Origin of the sequence: Actinomadura fulvescens (assembly GCF_039533225.1) — a bacterium.
In the GTDB taxonomy this organism is placed as follows: Bacteria; Actinomycetota; Actinomycetes; order Streptosporangiales; family Streptosporangiaceae; genus Spirillospora; species Spirillospora fulvescens.
In genome coordinates this window covers 83,452-97,169 of the sequence record NZ_BAAATD010000010.1, presented here as the reverse complement: position 1 = coordinate 97,169, position 13,718 = coordinate 83,452, and the positions used below count along the sequence as shown (strand labels likewise).

Annotated in this window: 13 protein-coding genes; 9 read left to right on the top strand and 4 right to left on the bottom strand. The window is 69.6% G+C overall.

From position 1 onward, the window contains the following. Positions 1 to 106: 106 nt before the first annotated feature. Positions 107 to 826, bottom strand: a complete 720-nt coding sequence (locus tag ABD333_RS32305; RefSeq protein ID WP_344546330.1) for a TetR/AcrR family transcriptional regulator — start codon at positions 824 to 826, stop codon at positions 107 to 109. A gap of 267 nt (positions 827 to 1,093) precedes the next feature. Here ABD333_RS32305 and ABD333_RS32300 point away from each other — a divergent pair, with 267 nt between their 5' ends. The 4 genes from ABD333_RS32300 to ABD333_RS32285 all read left to right on the top strand — a co-directional run bounded on the left by ABD333_RS32300 (position 1,094) and on the right by ABD333_RS32285 (position 5,148). Continuing rightward, positions 1,094 to 2,110, top strand: coding sequence for a LacI family DNA-binding transcriptional regulator (locus ABD333_RS32300; protein ID WP_344546329.1), 1,017 nt, complete (start codon positions 1,094 to 1,096; stop codon positions 2,108 to 2,110). A gap of 250 nt (positions 2,111 to 2,360) precedes the next feature. Next, entirely contained in the window at positions 2,361 to 2,621 is a 261-nt protein-coding gene (locus ABD333_RS32295; protein ID WP_344546328.1) for a hypothetical protein, read from the top strand. A 162-nt stretch (positions 2,622 to 2,783) separates the two neighbouring features. Next, positions 2,784 to 3,611 (top strand): N-acetylmuramoyl-L-alanine amidase, encoded by an 828-nt coding sequence (locus tag ABD333_RS32290; RefSeq protein ID WP_344546327.1) that lies wholly within the window; start codon positions 2,784 to 2,786, stop codon positions 3,609 to 3,611. A gap of 40 nt (positions 3,612 to 3,651) precedes the next feature. After that, the gene (locus tag ABD333_RS32285; protein ID WP_410557650.1) at positions 3,652 to 5,148 is read left to right on the top strand and encodes a DUF7059 domain-containing protein; all 1,497 of its coding nucleotides are present in this window, start codon (positions 3,652 to 3,654) and stop codon (positions 5,146 to 5,148) included. A gap of 5 nt (positions 5,149 to 5,153) precedes the next feature. Here ABD333_RS32285 and ABD333_RS32280 read toward each other — a convergent pair whose 3' ends face one another. Together ABD333_RS32280 and ABD333_RS32275 are read right to left on the bottom strand one after the other, a co-directional pair. Continuing rightward, entirely contained in the window at positions 5,154 to 6,386 is a 1,233-nt protein-coding gene (locus tag ABD333_RS32280) for a sodium:proton exchanger (RefSeq protein WP_344546325.1), read from the bottom strand. A 111-nt stretch (positions 6,387 to 6,497) separates the two neighbouring features. Beyond that, positions 6,498 to 7,574 carry a quinone-dependent dihydroorotate dehydrogenase gene (locus tag ABD333_RS32275; RefSeq protein ID WP_344546324.1) on the bottom strand — a complete coding sequence of 359 codons (1,077 nt, stop codon included), beginning with the start codon at positions 7,572 to 7,574 and terminating at the stop codon, positions 6,498 to 6,500. Between the two features lie 223 nt (positions 7,575 to 7,797). Here ABD333_RS32275 and ABD333_RS32270 point away from each other — a divergent pair, with 223 nt between their 5' ends. Further along, positions 7,798 to 7,995 carry a DUF6243 family protein gene (locus ABD333_RS32270; RefSeq protein ID WP_344546323.1) on the top strand — a complete coding sequence of 66 codons (198 nt, stop codon included), beginning with the start codon at positions 7,798 to 7,800 and terminating at the stop codon, positions 7,993 to 7,995. Between the two features lie 49 nt (positions 7,996 to 8,044). Here ABD333_RS32270 and ABD333_RS32265 read toward each other — a convergent pair whose 3' ends face one another. Then, positions 8,045 to 9,196 carry a hypothetical protein gene (locus ABD333_RS32265; protein ID WP_344546322.1) on the bottom strand — a complete coding sequence of 384 codons (1,152 nt, stop codon included), beginning with the start codon at positions 9,194 to 9,196 and terminating at the stop codon, positions 8,045 to 8,047. Between the two features lie 141 nt (positions 9,197 to 9,337). Between ABD333_RS32265 and ABD333_RS32260 the strand changes: the two genes are divergently transcribed. The 4 genes from ABD333_RS32260 (at position 9,338) to ABD333_RS32245 (ending at position 13,716) form a co-directional block, all read left to right on the top strand. Beyond that, positions 9,338 to 10,318: an SCO0930 family lipoprotein gene (locus ABD333_RS32260; RefSeq protein ID WP_344546321.1), complete on the top strand. Its 981-nt coding sequence runs from the start codon at positions 9,338 to 9,340 to the stop codon at positions 10,316 to 10,318. Positions 10,319 to 10,540: 222 nt separating this feature from the next. Beyond that, positions 10,541 to 11,902, top strand: a complete 1,362-nt coding sequence (locus ABD333_RS32255) for an extracellular solute-binding protein (protein ID WP_344546320.1) — start codon at positions 10,541 to 10,543, stop codon at positions 11,900 to 11,902. Between the two features lie 51 nt (positions 11,903 to 11,953). Then, positions 11,954 to 12,886: a carbohydrate ABC transporter permease gene (locus ABD333_RS32250; protein WP_344546319.1), complete on the top strand. Its 933-nt coding sequence runs from the start codon at positions 11,954 to 11,956 to the stop codon at positions 12,884 to 12,886. After that, entirely contained in the window at positions 12,886 to 13,716 is an 831-nt protein-coding gene (locus ABD333_RS32245) for a carbohydrate ABC transporter permease (RefSeq protein WP_344546318.1), read from the top strand. Before ABD333_RS32250 ends, ABD333_RS32245 begins: the two co-directional genes overlap by 1 nt. Positions 13,717 to 13,718 lie beyond the last annotated feature (2 nt).

Below are 13,718 nucleotides of genomic sequence, written 5' to 3'. Positions count from 1 at the left end.
TTGAGCTCGAACGTCGCCGCTCGTGTGAAGCTCAGACGCCTCCGCTCGCGTGGAGCTCAGACGTCGCTGCTCGTGTGGCTCCCGGGCGTTGCTGTTCGTGTGGAGCTCAGGTGTCGCCGGTGGGTAGTTCTTCCTGGGCGAGTCTCTCGAAGAGGTCCGCTATCGCCGGTTCGTGCTGGCCGGCGACGTGCAGCAGGACCACTAGGTGGTCGACCAGCAGGCGTTCGAGTTCCTCCCGGGTGACATCTCTGTTTTCCAGCCAGTCCAGTCCGGCGGTCTCGACCGAGGCCATCCATGAACGCAGCGTGATGCGCAGCACGGGCGTGGGCGTCTCGACGTCCATCGCGTGCAGGATTCGGCCCAGCAGCAGTTGCCGGATGCCGTCGACGATCTCGCCGACCTCGCCCGACCGGTCCGCGGGGCCGCCGCGCAGCAGCGCGGTGTAGCCCGGCGCGTGGCTCTCCACGAAATCGAAGTAGCGCTTCAGCGAGATCTGCAGGCGCTCGATCGGCGTGCCCTCGGTCGGCGGCTCCAGCAGCACCGAGAGCTGCTTGGCCGCACTGGCGAGCGCCGCGATGTAGAGCTCGTACTTACCGCCGAAGTAGTGATAGACGAGCGCGCGGGAGGCACCGGCCGCCGCCGCGACGTCGTCGATCGAGACGTCCTCCGGCGACTTGGTGCTGAACAGTCCGAGCGCGGCCTCGATCAGCTCGTCCCGGCGTTCGTCGACGCTCAGCCTGCGCCGGCCGCGTTGCCGGGGACGAGCGGAGGGGGCGGAACCCTGTCCGCTCCTGGTCTTTCCGCCTGCCACTGCACGATCTCCCACGTGGGCAGCGTATCCGAGCGCGGGCGCGGCGGCGCTCCGGGCGGCGCGCTCGAAAGGGGGTTTTGCTCCGGGTTGGCCCCTGTGACCCAGGACACCACAGGCAAGAACTGGCATTGGCGGCTGCCCGTTACTCACTGTTGCGACGATATGGGGTGAAGGCGAGGCATCATGGCATCTCCCCCCGAGTGGGGAAGGTGTTCCGTCCCGGTCCAAAAGGGCTCGGAGCGCCCTGGCGGCAGGTCCTGCAGGCCCCCCGGACGGAGAGCCATGTCAGCTGGTGATGTAAGGCCCCCCAAGCCCACCATCCGCAACGTTGCCGAGAGGGCCGGTGTCTCGAAGTCGCTCGTCTCCCTCGTCATGCGCGGATCGCCGCACGTCAGCGAGCGCCGTCGCCAGGCGGTGCTGCAGGCCGCGCGAGAGCTCGGTTACCGGCCCAACGCCGTCGCGCGCAGCCTGGTGGAAGGTCGCACCCGCCTCATCGGCGCCATCGTCGCGGATCTGCACAACCCGTTCTTCGCCGAGTTCCTGGACGGCCTCCAGGAGAGCCTGCACGGCGAAGGGCTCCGGATGCTCGTCGGCAGCGGCCGCTGGGACCCCCTCTTCGAGGCCGAGGCCGTCGAGGCCTTCCTGGAGATGCGCGTCGACGGCCTCGTGCTGCTGAGCGTCGTCCCCGACTCCCTCAAGGAGGCGGCCGCCAGCGTGCCCGTGGTCGTGGTCGGCGAACGTGACGTCTCCGGCGTCGACATCGTCGTGGACGACGACGAGCTCGGCGCCAGCCTCGCCGTCGATCACCTCGTCGAGCTCGGTCACCGCCGCATCGCGCACATCGAGGGCGCCCCCTCGACGACCGCCCACTATCGCCGCACGGGTTACGAGAAGGCGATGGACCGCCACGGCCTGACCGCCGAGGTCGTCGTGGAGTCCGGCGACTTCACCGAGGAGGGCGGCTATCGCGCCGCCCGCGCGCTGCTCACCCGGCACCGGCGCCCCACCGCCATCTTCGCGCCGAACGACCTGGTCGCCACCGGGGCGCTGTCCGCCGCCGACGAGCTGGAGCTCACGGTCCCCGGACAGCTCTCGATCGTCGGCTACGACAACACGCACCTGGCCGCCATCCGCCACATCTCGCTGACCAGCGTCGACCAGCCGCGCCGCGACATGGGGCGCGTGGCGGCCGAGCTCCTCACCGCCCGCATCGACGACCCGGCCCGTGCCGCCCGCCAGAATCTGGTCGTTCCGCACCTGGTCGTCCGTTCCACGACCGGTCCCGTTCCCGCCAACTGATCGGGCGGTCGCGCAGCGGCCGCCCGAGCGCCAGGACCGCCGATCGGTCTTGCGAAGGTCGATCAATGGCCTGAACTGGTGGAGGAGAGGTAAGGGGCTGGCCAAGCCTGCCGCAATCGGCAGCGTCAGGGGCGCCGGTGGGGCGTTAATGGGTGCACCGTTCGGCGGGTCGGGGGAACCGCATGACCGGGCCGGTCTCGGGGGAGGCGGCCCGGCCGGGGACTCCGCCGAGTGGACACGGAGCAGGATCATGTTCACCAGGGGGGTTCAATCCGTGCGTGATCCGGAATTGGTGTCGTGCGCCCAGCGCGCGGCTAGTGAGTTGGAACGCGCGTGGTCGGAATGGCGGCACGCGCGTGGACTGGCCGAACAGGTCTCGGAGTCCGTCGCCAGCTACGTGGCCCACTCGATCGATCATCCGTGGGGGCGACCCCGCGTGGTGCTGGGCCTCGACGCGGACGAGGCGCGCGCCCTTGCAGCGCTCCTCGGCAAGGAGGACATGCTTCGCTGACCCGCGGTGCTGTCGCGGCCGTGCGGCCTCATAGGGGAGAGCACGGCCGCGGCGGCGTTTTCTGTGAACCTCGTTTGACGAACGCATGCCGGTGTGCAGACTGGCAGGGTTGGTAACGAAGAAATCACAGGGGGGCGGGTCTTGCTAATCCACCGAAGCGGCATGACGACGGCCGGCTTGGTTCTGTGCCTGGCGGCCCTCTCCGCATGCGGTGGTGACTCGTCGACCGACGGCGGCGAGACCGCGCAGCCGCCCAACGCGGATTCCTCGGCGCGTTCCAAGGCATCCTCCGGAACGTCGCCCGGTGCACCCAGGCAGCTGGGGGACGTGGGCTCGCTCAAGGGGAAGGTCATCGTGATCGACCCCGGGCACAACGGGGGGAACGCCAGGCACCCGGAGGTCATCAACAGGCAGGTCGACATCGGCAACGGGCGCAAGGCCTGTGACACGACGGGGACCTCGACGAACGCCGGCTACAGCGAGGCGGCCTTCACCTGGGACGTGTCCGTCCGGTTCGCCAAGCTGCTGCGGGCCAGGGGCGCCAAGGTCGTGCTCACCCGGGACGGCAACACCGGGGTGGGGCCGTGCATCACCGAGCGTGCCGCGATCGGCAACCGTGCCAAGGCGGACGCGGCGATCTCGGTGCACGCGGACGGCGCCCCGGCGAGCGGCCACGGCTTCCACGTGATCGAGCCCAAGACGGTCAAGGGGCAGAACGCCTCGATGGTGTCGGCGTCGCGCAAGCTCGGCAAGGCCCTCCGGGACGCCTACAGGAGCGGCACCGGCATGCCGTACTCGACCTACATCGGCACCAACGCCCTTGACGCACGCGATGACCTGGGCGGACTCAACCTGTCCACGGTGCCCAAGGTCTTCGTCGAGACCGGCAACATGCGCAATCCTGGGGACGCGGCCAAGCTGTCGAGCGCGTCGTTCCGGCAGCGCATCGCCGAGTCGTTCACCACGGGATTGATCCAGTACTTCCGCTGACGGCGATCCTGACTTCGCCCTAGCCGTCCCGCCGGGCAGGATGTGGCGGGTGTCTGATTCGCTGAGCCGCGTTCGCGGCGCCTTCGCCGAGCACGAGTACACCGTCGCGGGGGTACGGGAGTTGCTCGGCCCGGTCGCGGGCGGGGCGCTGGCGCGGGACGAGATCGTGCCGGCGTTGCGTGCCACGGGCGGCGGGTCGCCGCTGGAGGCGTTCACCCGGTTGTTCTGGTTGCAGGTCACGGTGGGCGAGGCCGCCGTGAAGCACGTGGCCGACGATCTGGTCGCGGCCGGGCTGGTGGAACGGTCGGGAGGCGAGCTGCGGGCTCTGCTGCACGTCGAGCCGCTGGAGTCGGTGAACGGAGCGGGCCATGTCGGATATGCGGTCTCCGATCTGAAGGCCCGGCCCGGAGCCGGCGTCACGCTCAAGCCCGATCATGTCGTGGGAGTGGGAGGTGCCTCCGACAGCCTGGCGCGGCTCGTTGTCCACAGGGCTGTGGATAACGTGCTCGATCTCGGTACGGGATGCGGCGTCCAGGCCGTCCGTCTCGCGGCCGAACCGGGGCGGCCCCGGCCGCGTGCGATCACGGTGACGGACGTCAACGCGCGGGCGCTCGAACTGTCGGCGCTGAGCTTCGCGCTCTCCGGCGTCGAGGGCGTCGAGGCCCTCCAGGGATCACTGCTGGAGCCGGTACGGGACCGGCGGTTCGACCTCATCGTCTCCAACCCGCCGTTCGTGATCGCGCCGCCCGAAGGCGGTTACGTCTACCGCGAGTCGGGGCTGCACGGCGACGAGTTCTGCCGCCGCCTGGTCGTCGAGGGGCCCCGGTCGCTGAACGAGGGCGGCACCTGCCAGTTGCTGGCGAACTGGCTGCATATCGAGGGTGTGCCGTGGGAAGACCGGGTCGGCGCGTGGGTGCGCGAGTCGGGATGTGACGCCTGGGTGGTGCAGCGCGACGTTCAGGATCCGGCCGAGTATGCCGAGCTCTGGCTGCGGGACTCCGTGGAGGCCGGTACGTCCGAGTACGCGGCGCGCTATGACGCGTGGCTGGAGTATTTCGAGCGGCAGCGGGTGACGGGCGTCGGGTTCGGCTGGATCACCTTGCGACGCACGGACACGGCCCAACGGACCGTACGGCTCGAAGAGCTGCGGCACTCCGTAGATCAGCCCGTCGGTGCGTATGTGGATCGTGTCCTCGCCGGACTGAGAGAGGCCGAAAAGTTTTCCACAGCCTGTGCACAAGATCTGGACCGGCTGTCACTGCGTACCGTCCCCGGCATCGTCCAGGAGCAGATCGGCCCGCCCGGAGCCGAGGACCCGGAGCGGATTCTGCTCAGGCAGACCGAACGGCTGCGCCGTGCGGCCGGTGTCGGAACGGTCGAAGCGGGGCTCGCCGGCGTCTGCGACGGCTCCCTGCCGCTCGGCCCCCTCCTGTCCGCCATCGCCCAGCTCACCGGAATGGACCCCGACCAGGTCCGGGCTCACGCGGCCGCCGTCCTGCCCGAACTCATCACCGACGGCTTCTTCGAACCGGCCTGAAGACGTCAGTGTGACCGGGGGGTCACCAGCGTCGCCATCGACTTTCCGAGGTCGCGATGCCGCGCGATGAGGACCGAGAAGCCGATCGCCAGGTAGACCGCCGACAACCACAGCCGGGCCGTCTCGCCCGGCAGCACGAACTGGATCACGAAGAGCCCGAACAACAGCGCCGCCTCGGCCCGCCTGAAGTACAGATCGATCAGCATGGCCAGGCCGAGCACGGTCTGGGCGGCGGTCAGCAGCACCTCTTCGGCCTGCCGCGAGTCCAGCGGGAGCGACCAGCCGCCGCCGCCCGCCTTGTAGGCCAGCGGCAGGCTGCCGACCAGGAGCGTCCACTGGTTCAGCTTGCTGGACAGCAGCGCGCCGATCGCGTCGTTGTCGCGCAGCCGCCAGGCGAAGACGACGGCGACGATCAGCTCCGGCGCCTCGGAGGCCAGCGGGGCCAGCCACTGCACCAGCAGGAACTCGTCGATGCCGAGGCTGCCGCCGGCCTCGACCAGCGCCTCGGCGAACGGCTCGGCCGAGGCGAAGACGATCAACGCGCCCAACGCGAAGCCGCCCCAGGTCACCGCGCGGCGCCGCGGCGTGGGCAACTGTGCCAGGACGGCCGGGACGCCGACCAGTTGTTCGACGTCCTCGCCGCCGCTTCCGGCGATCCGGACGATGTACGCGACATAAAGAGCGATCAGCAGTATGGAGACGTACCAGCCGATCTCGCCCACCAGCGGTGGCACGAACGCGATCACCGCCGCGACCGCCAAGAACCCGAGCTCGATGCGGTGATGCCCGGAAAGGTGCACGTCCCGCCGGTTCGGCGCCGGCCCGCCGCGCCTTGCCACCCGCCGCGTGCCGAGCGCGAACGCCAGCACGACCAGGGCCCAGCCGACCCCGACCAGCAGCCGGTTCGCTCCGGTCATGTTGGCCGCGGCGTACGAGGTGTACTCCGGCTTGGACCCCGCGCGGTACGCGTAATAAAGGTCCACCGCATACTCGGGAAGCACCGCGATCAGTGCCAGCAGGGCCAGCGCCAGCGCCCCCGAGATGTCCGCCCGCGCCGTCTCGGCCGCCCACATCAGCACGACGGCCGCGGCGAGCACCCCCGCCCCAAAGATGATCATCCCCGCCACCGGCGCCGGATGCACGCCCGACAACCGCAGCACGACCGCCGGCAGGGCGAGAACCAGCGTGGCGGCCACCCGGGCGATCAGAGCCCCGCGCGGCATCATCTCAACGGACATACCTGCACGGTGCCGCCATTCAGCTCTGCGAACACCATAGCCCCCGTCGCCGAAAGGCAAAGAAAGCGCCCAGCTCAAAGCCCTGGTAGCTCAGTAACACAACCCGACAGCTCAGTAACGAACCGACAGGTCGGTGATGGTTTTGTAGGGGGTGGCGTGGAGGCGGCGGGATAGGGCTCGGTTGAGGTGGTGTGCCCAGAGGGGGCCGCCGTAGATCATTCCGGTGTAGCCCTGGACGAGGGTTGCTCCGGCGCGGAGGCGGTCCCAGACGTCGTCGGCGGTCTCGATGCCGCCGACCGAGATCAGGACGAGGCGGTCGCCGGTACGGGTGCGGAGGCGGCGCAGGACTTGGAGCGACCGCTCCTTGAGCGGTGCGCCCGAGAGGCCGCCGGTCTCCTTGACCAGTTCGGGGGGGCTTGCCAGCCCCTCCCGGGCGATGGTGGTGTTGGTGGCGATGATGCCGTCCAGGCCCAGTTCGAGGGCGAGGTCGGCCACCGCGTCCACGTCGTCGTCCGCGAGGTCTGGGGCGATCTTGACGAGCAGCGGGACACGGCGGCGGGTCACCCTGTCGGCGGCCTCCCGTACGGCGGTCAGCAGGGGCCGCAGGTGCTCGACCGCCTGCAGGTCGCGCAGGCCGGGCGTGTTGGGGGAGCTGACGTTCACCACGAGGTAGTCGGCGTAGGGCGCCAGCCGTTCGGTGCTCGTCACGTAGTCGGCGGTGGCCTCGGCCTCAGGGACCAGCTTGGTCTTGCCGATGTTGACGCCGACGATTGTGCCGGGTCGCCGTTTCCGCAGTCGCGTGGCTGCGGCTGCGGATCCCTCGTTGTTGAAGCCCATCCGGTTGATGACGGCTCGATCCGGCATCAGCCGCCAGAGGCGGGGCCTGGGGTTGCCCGGCTGTGCTTGGCCGGTGACCGTCCCGATCTCGACGTGGCTGAACCCGAACGCGCCGAGCGCCTCGTACGCCACGGCGTCCTTGTCGAACCCGGCGGCCAATCCTAGTGGTCCCGGGAACTCCAGCCCGAGCGCTCGCACGGTCAGTGCCGGGTCGTGCGGCGCCAAGACCTTGCGGAGCAGCGGGGCCGTTCCCGACCGCTGGATAGCGCGCAACCCGCGCATGGTCGCGTGGTGTGTTCTCTCGGCGTCCATGAAGCGGGCGATGACCTGGGTGAACAGCAGCTTGTACATCGCCGCCGATTGTCTCAAAAACCGGTTGAGCACTAGCGACGGGGGATGCGACGCTGATGAACATGCTGGTCAATGCCTGGGCCACCGCATGGTGGCCCACTCCGCAGCGCGTGGTTCGCGAGCGCCGCACGGCCGGGTCCGGCCGCGCCGCGATCACGTCGTAGATCGCTCCCGCGCGGGTCGGACATGGGACCTCGCACACCTGTCTGACGGGAGAACCACCATGTCCAAGAGCCGTGGCCGAGACGGCCTGCTCGGCGTAGGCGGGCAACGCCGCAAGCTCTCGCGCAAGGCGTTCCGCGGCGATTCGGGGTCGATGCCTCCAGCGGGCCACGACCCTGTCGCCCAGAAGAAGGAACTGCTGCGCAAGCTTCAAGAGCGCTCGCAACAGGCCACCAAGCATCAGGACGGCGACGCCTGAGCTGAGACCCGGGGCGGGGCGCGTCACCAGTGCCCCGCCCCGGGCGGCGTCAGGTTCTGCGGAACGAGCGGCGGAGTTGGAGCCGGACGTCGCGGCCGGTCTGCCGTACGGGGGCGACGATGCTCGCGTTCATCCAGTGTGCGGGTTCGCGGACCGTGATCCGCCAGGTCTCGCGGATCAGGTTTCCGGCCGGGCGGAGTACGGCGTCACGGGCCCAGCGCGCCGGGGACGTCCACAGCCAGCGCAGTAGGCGTCCGGAGCCGTGGAGGACGGGGCGTAGGACGTAGGCCCAGATCGCCAGCGCGGGGATCACGAAGAGGACGCGGCCAAGCCACCGCAGGATGCGGCCTGCCATGCGCCAGGCCCAGCTGAACGCGCTCGCCGTGACACGCCATCCGGCGAGGAACGCGGTGCCGATGCCCCGTCCGGCGTAGGCGAGGCCTGAGCCGATCAACCGGCACAGCCAGGTGAGGCCCAGCAGGGGCGGGCGCAGGACGTACTGCCACAGCAGCGCCAGCGGCAGGACGATTAGTACGGCGAAAAGCCACGCTAGGCCGGTGGCGACACCCCGCGCGGCGTACGCGAGGACGCGGCCGGTGCCGATCAGCAGCCATGCCAGGCCGCCGCCGACGAAGGCCAGCGGGACGACGATGAGGATGTTGAGTAGCCAGAGGAGCCCCCTGCCGACGTACGCCAGGAAGCGGCCAGTCGGGGCTAGCAGCGTCCGGTGGAACCAGCGGGCGAGACGGCCGCTGCCCCGGCCGCACAACCGCAGGAATCCGAGCACGACGACGTTCAGAAGCCAACCGAGCGGGCTCACGATCGTGACGTTGAGCAGCCAGGCCAAGCCGGTGCCGATGGCCTGGGCCGCGGCGGCGATGCCTAGGCCCAGCGGGCGCAGCAGCCACGTGTAGAGCTGACGGAACGGCCATGCCAGCGCTCGCGACAGGCCCTTCGAGCCCGCTTTGAGGCCGCGGCCGGTGACCACGAGCAGGTCGTACACGAGCCGGACCGGCAGCACGACGACGAGCGCGACGAGCCGGGCCGGTATCACGATCCAGGCAGGGCCTGGAGGAGGGGTGGGCCGCGCCTGCCCTGTGAGACGACGCTCAGGAACCGTGGGCCGTGCCGGGGTGATGTTCGCTGCCGGTGCCTTGATCAGGCTGACCGGCTCCTCGTCTGATCGCCTCGCCGTGGTCACCGCCTTGCTCCCCTCGTTGGCCTGCTTGAACTCTGACGCATTGAACCCGTGTGCCGTTCACGCCCGTACTGCCCCTCGATCAGGGGAGAGCGGTGCGGCTGCTCCGCCTTCAGCGAAAGCGACCGACATGGAGGGCACGACATGCAATTCCCACGCTGGGCGATCCCCGCGGCGGCCGCCCTGACCGCGTCTGGAGTTCTCCTCACGGCCTGTGGGCAGGAGAGGCAGCAGAACACCTCGGCCGGCTCGGCTCAGCAGGTGCGGCAGCCGAAGACCCCGGCGAACGAGCCCGCGGCACCTGAGACGGCCACGCTGGAGGTGGCCAGCGTGAGCGAGGTCGGCAAGGTCGTCACCGACGGTGAAGGCCGCACGCTCTACCGGTTCGACAAGGACACGGCTCGGCCCCCCGCCTCCACCTGCCTCGACGCGTGCGCGAAGGCCTGGCCGCCCGTACTGGCCAACGATCAGGAAGTGCAGGTGAAGGGCGTCGACGAGACGCTCGTCGGCAAGGTCAAGCGGCCGGACGGCAAGTGGCAGGTCACCCTCGGCGGCTGGCCGCTCTACCGGTACGCCAAGGACCAGAGTCCCGGTGACGCCAAGGGCCAGGGCGTTCAGGGCACCTGGTACGCCGCCGCGCCCACCGGCAAGAAGGCCGGTGCCAAGGCGACGCAGCCGAGCCGGCCTCCGCGGCAGGCCGAGGGCGGAGGCCGCTGGGCGGGCTGGACCACCATCAAGGTACGGCAGGACCCGGACCTCGGCATGATCGTGACGGACGGCAAGGGCCGCACGATGTACCGGTTCGACAAGGACAGGCCGAAGGTCACCAACTGCTCCGGCGACTGCCGGGCGAAGTGGCCGATCGTGCCCTTCAACGGCTTCAAGAAGCTCAGGGTCACCGGCGTCGACCGCAGCCTGATCAGCTTCATCGAACGCAAGGACGGCAAGCCCGGGGAGTGCCAGCTGCTCATCAACGGCTGGCCCATGTACTACTTCGCCAAGGACGCGCAGGCCGGTGACACCAAGGGGCAGGCCGTGCAGAACGTCTGGTGGGTCGTCTCCCCGCAGGGCAAGAAGATCACCACGAAGGCGGGAGGTGACGGCGGTTACGGCGGCGGCTACTGAGCGGCCTCTCGACCTGTGGCGTGCCGGCCATCCGGACCGGCACGCCGCCGGCATGTTTCAGCTGTTCTTCATGTGTCCGATGGGTTGCGTTTTCCTCACCTGTCACGCATCCGTGCTCGACAGCCTCCGGCTCCGGTGTTTGAGTGGAGATCAATCCGCCCGCTTGGCAGTGGTCTCGGAGAGGCGAGTCCGCGCAGGTGGAGCGGAGCTTCGGGAGGCCTGATGGGCGAGGTCGAGCGAGCACGGACGAGGCGAGGGCGTCGCGGCGGCGGCAGGCGGGGCCGCCGGAGACGGGCGGGCGGGGCCGGTCCGCTTCGCGGGTCGATGGCGCTGGCCCTGCTGGCGGGCGGGCTGACCGCCTGCGGCGGTGAGGGCGGGACGCCGACCCTGACCTGGTACACCAACCCCGACAACGGCGGGCAGGCCAAGCTCGCCGCGGCCTGCACGCAGGCGGCGGGCGGCAGGTACCGCATCAAGACCTCGGTGCTGCCGAACGACGCGACCCAGCAGCGTGAGCAGCTGGTGCGGCGCCTCGCCGCCAAGGACGCGGGTCTCGACCTGATGAGCCTCGACCCGGTGTTCATCGCGGAGGCCGCCAACGCCGGCTTCCTCCGCCCGTTCAGCGCGGCGGAGGAGAGGCAGTTCATCCAGGGCGTCTTCCCCGCCTCGGTGGAGAACGCGCGGTGGGAGGGCAAGCTCTACGCGGCGCCGTTCTGGGCCAACACGCAGCTGCTCTGGTACCGCAAGTCGGCCGCCAAGAAGGCCGGCGTCGATCCGGCCGCACCCGACTTCACCTGGGACAAGCTCATCGACGCGGCCGTGCGCAGCGACACCACGGTCGCGGTCACCGGCAACAAGTACGAGGGCTACATGGTGTGGATCAGCGCCCTCATGGCCTCCGCCGGCGGTCGCATCATCACCAATCCCGAACGCGGATCGGACGCGACCGTCGAGTTCGACAGCCCGGCGGGACGGCAGACGGCGACGATCATCTCCAAGCTGGCCCGGTCCCGGGCGGCCAGCCCGACGTTGTCCACCGAGATCGAGGACCCGGCGCGCAACACGTTCAACGGCGCGCGCGGGGGTTTCATGATCAATTGGCCGTACATCTACGCGGCCGACGTCGCCGACGCCGAGGCGGGTGTCATCGACAAGAGCATCCCCGCCGACATCGGCTGGGCACGCTACCCGCAGGTGACGGCCGGTCAGCAGAGCAGGCCGCCGCTGGGCGGCATCAGCCTGGGCATCGGCGCGTACGGCAAGCGCCAGAACGAGGCGGTCGAGGCCGCCCGGTGCATCACCAGCGAGCCGAACATGAAGGCCTACATGCTCGGCGAGGGCAACTCGGCGGCCCGCCCAGCGGTCTTCGACGATCCCGACATCGTCAAGCAGTTCCCGATGGCCACGCTGATCCGCGACTCCATCAACGCCGCCGCGCCGCGCCCGATCACGCCGTACTACCCGGACGTGTCCAGCGGCGTGCAGAGCAAGTGGCACCCGCCGGCCTCGGTCGACCCCGGCACGACTCCCAAGGAAACCGACGACTTCATTCCCAAGGTGCTGCGCGACCAGCGGCTGCTGTGACCGAAGGAGGGCCATGAAGGACAGACCGGCCGCGAGTCACAGGAGAGCGCCATGACCGTCACCGTGGACAAGCCCCCTCCCGCGAAAGCCGGACGGGCCGAGGTCACCGACCGGGCGAGGGCCGAGCGCCGGCTCGGGCTGCTGCTGTCGGCCCCCGCCATCGTCGTGATGTTGCTGGTGACCGCGTATCCGCTGCTCAACGCCCTCTACCTGTCGATGTTCAGTTACCGGCTGACCGCTCCGGACGACAAGCGGTTCGTCTGGTTCGGCAACTACGTCACCGCGCTGACCGACGGCCTGTTCTGGCAGGACGTGTTCACCACGTTCTTCGTCACGGCGGTGACGGTCGGCATCGAGCTGGTGCTGGGGTTCGCGTTCGCCATGGTCATGCATCGCGCGATCTTCATGCGGCGGACCGTGCGGACCTCGATCCTCGTCCCGTACGGCATCGTCACCGTGATCTCGGCGTTCGCCTGGCGGTACGCCTTCGACCTCAACTCGGGGTTCGTCAACGGCTGGCTCGGCCTCGGCGACTACGCCTGGTTCACCGGGCGCTGGTCGTCGCTGTCGGTCGTCATCCTGTCCGAGGTGTGGAAGACCACGCCGTTCGTGTCGTTGCTGCTGCTGGCCGGGCTGGCGCAGGTGCCGCGCGACCTCGGCGAGGCGGCGACCGTGGACGGCGCGACGGCCTGGCAGCGGCTCTGGCGGGTGACCATCCCCAACATGAAGGCCGCCATCCTCGTCGCGGTGCTGTTCCGCACCCTCGACGCCTGGCGGATCTTCGACAGCATCTTCGTGATGACGGCCGGTCAGAACCAGACCGAGAGCCTGTCGTTCCTCACGTACCGGCAGACGATCACGCGTACGGCGATCGGGCTCGGTGACGCGGTCGGCGTGCTGCTGTTCCTGTCCGTGGTGCTCATCGCGGCGGTGTTCATCAAGGGCTTCAAGGTGGACCTGGCGCAGGCGAGGGGAGAACGCTGATGGAGACCGCACGTTCCCGGTGGTTGTGGCTGGTCGGCGCGCTGCTGATCCTGGCCTGGACGCTGCTGCCGACGCTCTGGATCGTGTCGCTGTCGTTCAAGCAGCCGGGCGAGGTCGGCAACGTCAAGGGCTTCCTGCCCAAGGACTGGACCTGGCAGAACTACGAGACCGTCTTCGACACCAGCATCTTCACCTCCGCGCTCATCAACTCGATCGGCATCTCGCTGATCGCCACGGTCGTCGGGGTGACGTTCGCGACCCTGGTGGCGTACGCGATCGCCCGGCTGGAGTTCCCGGGCAAGCGGCTGATCCTGTCGTTCGCGCTGGCCATCGCGATGTTCCCGGTGGTCTCGCTGGTCGGGCCGCTGTTCGACCTGTGGCGCAACATCGGGCTGTACGACACCTGGCCGGGGCTGATCATCCCCTACATCTCGTTCGCGCTGCCGCTGGCGATCTGGACGCTGTCGGCGTTCTTCCGTGAGATCCCGTGGGAGATGGAGCAGGCGGCGCAGGTCGACGGGGCCACCACCTGGCAGGCGTTCCGCAGGGTGATCGTGCCGCTCGCGGCGCCCGGGGTGTTCACCGCCGCGATCCTGACGTTCTTCTTCTGCTGGAACGACTTCGTCTTCGGGATCTCGCTGACCTCGACCGACAACGCCCGGCCGGTGCCGGCGGCGCTGGCGTTCTTCACCGGGGCCTCCCAGTTCGAGCAGCCCACGACGGCGATCTGCGCCGCGGCCGTCGTGGTGACCATCCCGGTCGTGGTCATCGTCCTGCTGTTCCAGCGCCGCATCGTGGCCGGGCTGACGTCCGGCGCAGTGAAGGGGTAGCC

Bases quoted from the DNA above. Each gene is read 5' to 3' on its own strand.
- ABD333_RS32245 (WP_344546318.1), top strand. From the start codon at position 12,886: ATGGAGACCGCACGTTCCCGGTGGTTGTGGCTGGTCGGCGCGCTGCTG.
- ABD333_RS32285 (WP_410557650.1), top strand. From the start codon at position 3,652: ATGTGGCGGGTGTCTGATTCGCTGAGCCGCGTTCGCGGCGCCTTCGCC.
- ABD333_RS32295 (WP_344546328.1), top strand. From the start codon at position 2,361: ATGTTCACCAGGGGGGTTCAATCCGTGCGTGATCCGGAATTGGTGTCG.
- ABD333_RS32275 (WP_344546324.1), bottom strand. From the start codon at position 7,574: ATGTACAAGCTGCTGTTCACCCAGGTCATCGCCCGCTTCATGGACGCC.
- ABD333_RS32260 (WP_344546321.1), top strand. From the start codon at position 9,338: ATGCAATTCCCACGCTGGGCGATCCCCGCGGCGGCCGCCCTGACCGCG.
- ABD333_RS32280 (WP_344546325.1), bottom strand. From the start codon at position 6,386: ATGTCCGTTGAGATGATGCCGCGCGGGGCTCTGATCGCCCGGGTGGCC.
- ABD333_RS32290 (WP_344546327.1), top strand. From the start codon at position 2,784: ATGACGACGGCCGGCTTGGTTCTGTGCCTGGCGGCCCTCTCCGCATGC.
- ABD333_RS32300 (WP_344546329.1), top strand. From the start codon at position 1,094: ATGTCAGCTGGTGATGTAAGGCCCCCCAAGCCCACCATCCGCAACGTT.
- ABD333_RS32255 (WP_344546320.1), top strand. From the start codon at position 10,541: ATGGGCGAGGTCGAGCGAGCACGGACGAGGCGAGGGCGTCGCGGCGGC.
- ABD333_RS32270 (WP_344546323.1), top strand. From the start codon at position 7,798: ATGTCCAAGAGCCGTGGCCGAGACGGCCTGCTCGGCGTAGGCGGGCAA.
- ABD333_RS32250 (WP_344546319.1), top strand. From the start codon at position 11,954: ATGACCGTCACCGTGGACAAGCCCCCTCCCGCGAAAGCCGGACGGGCC.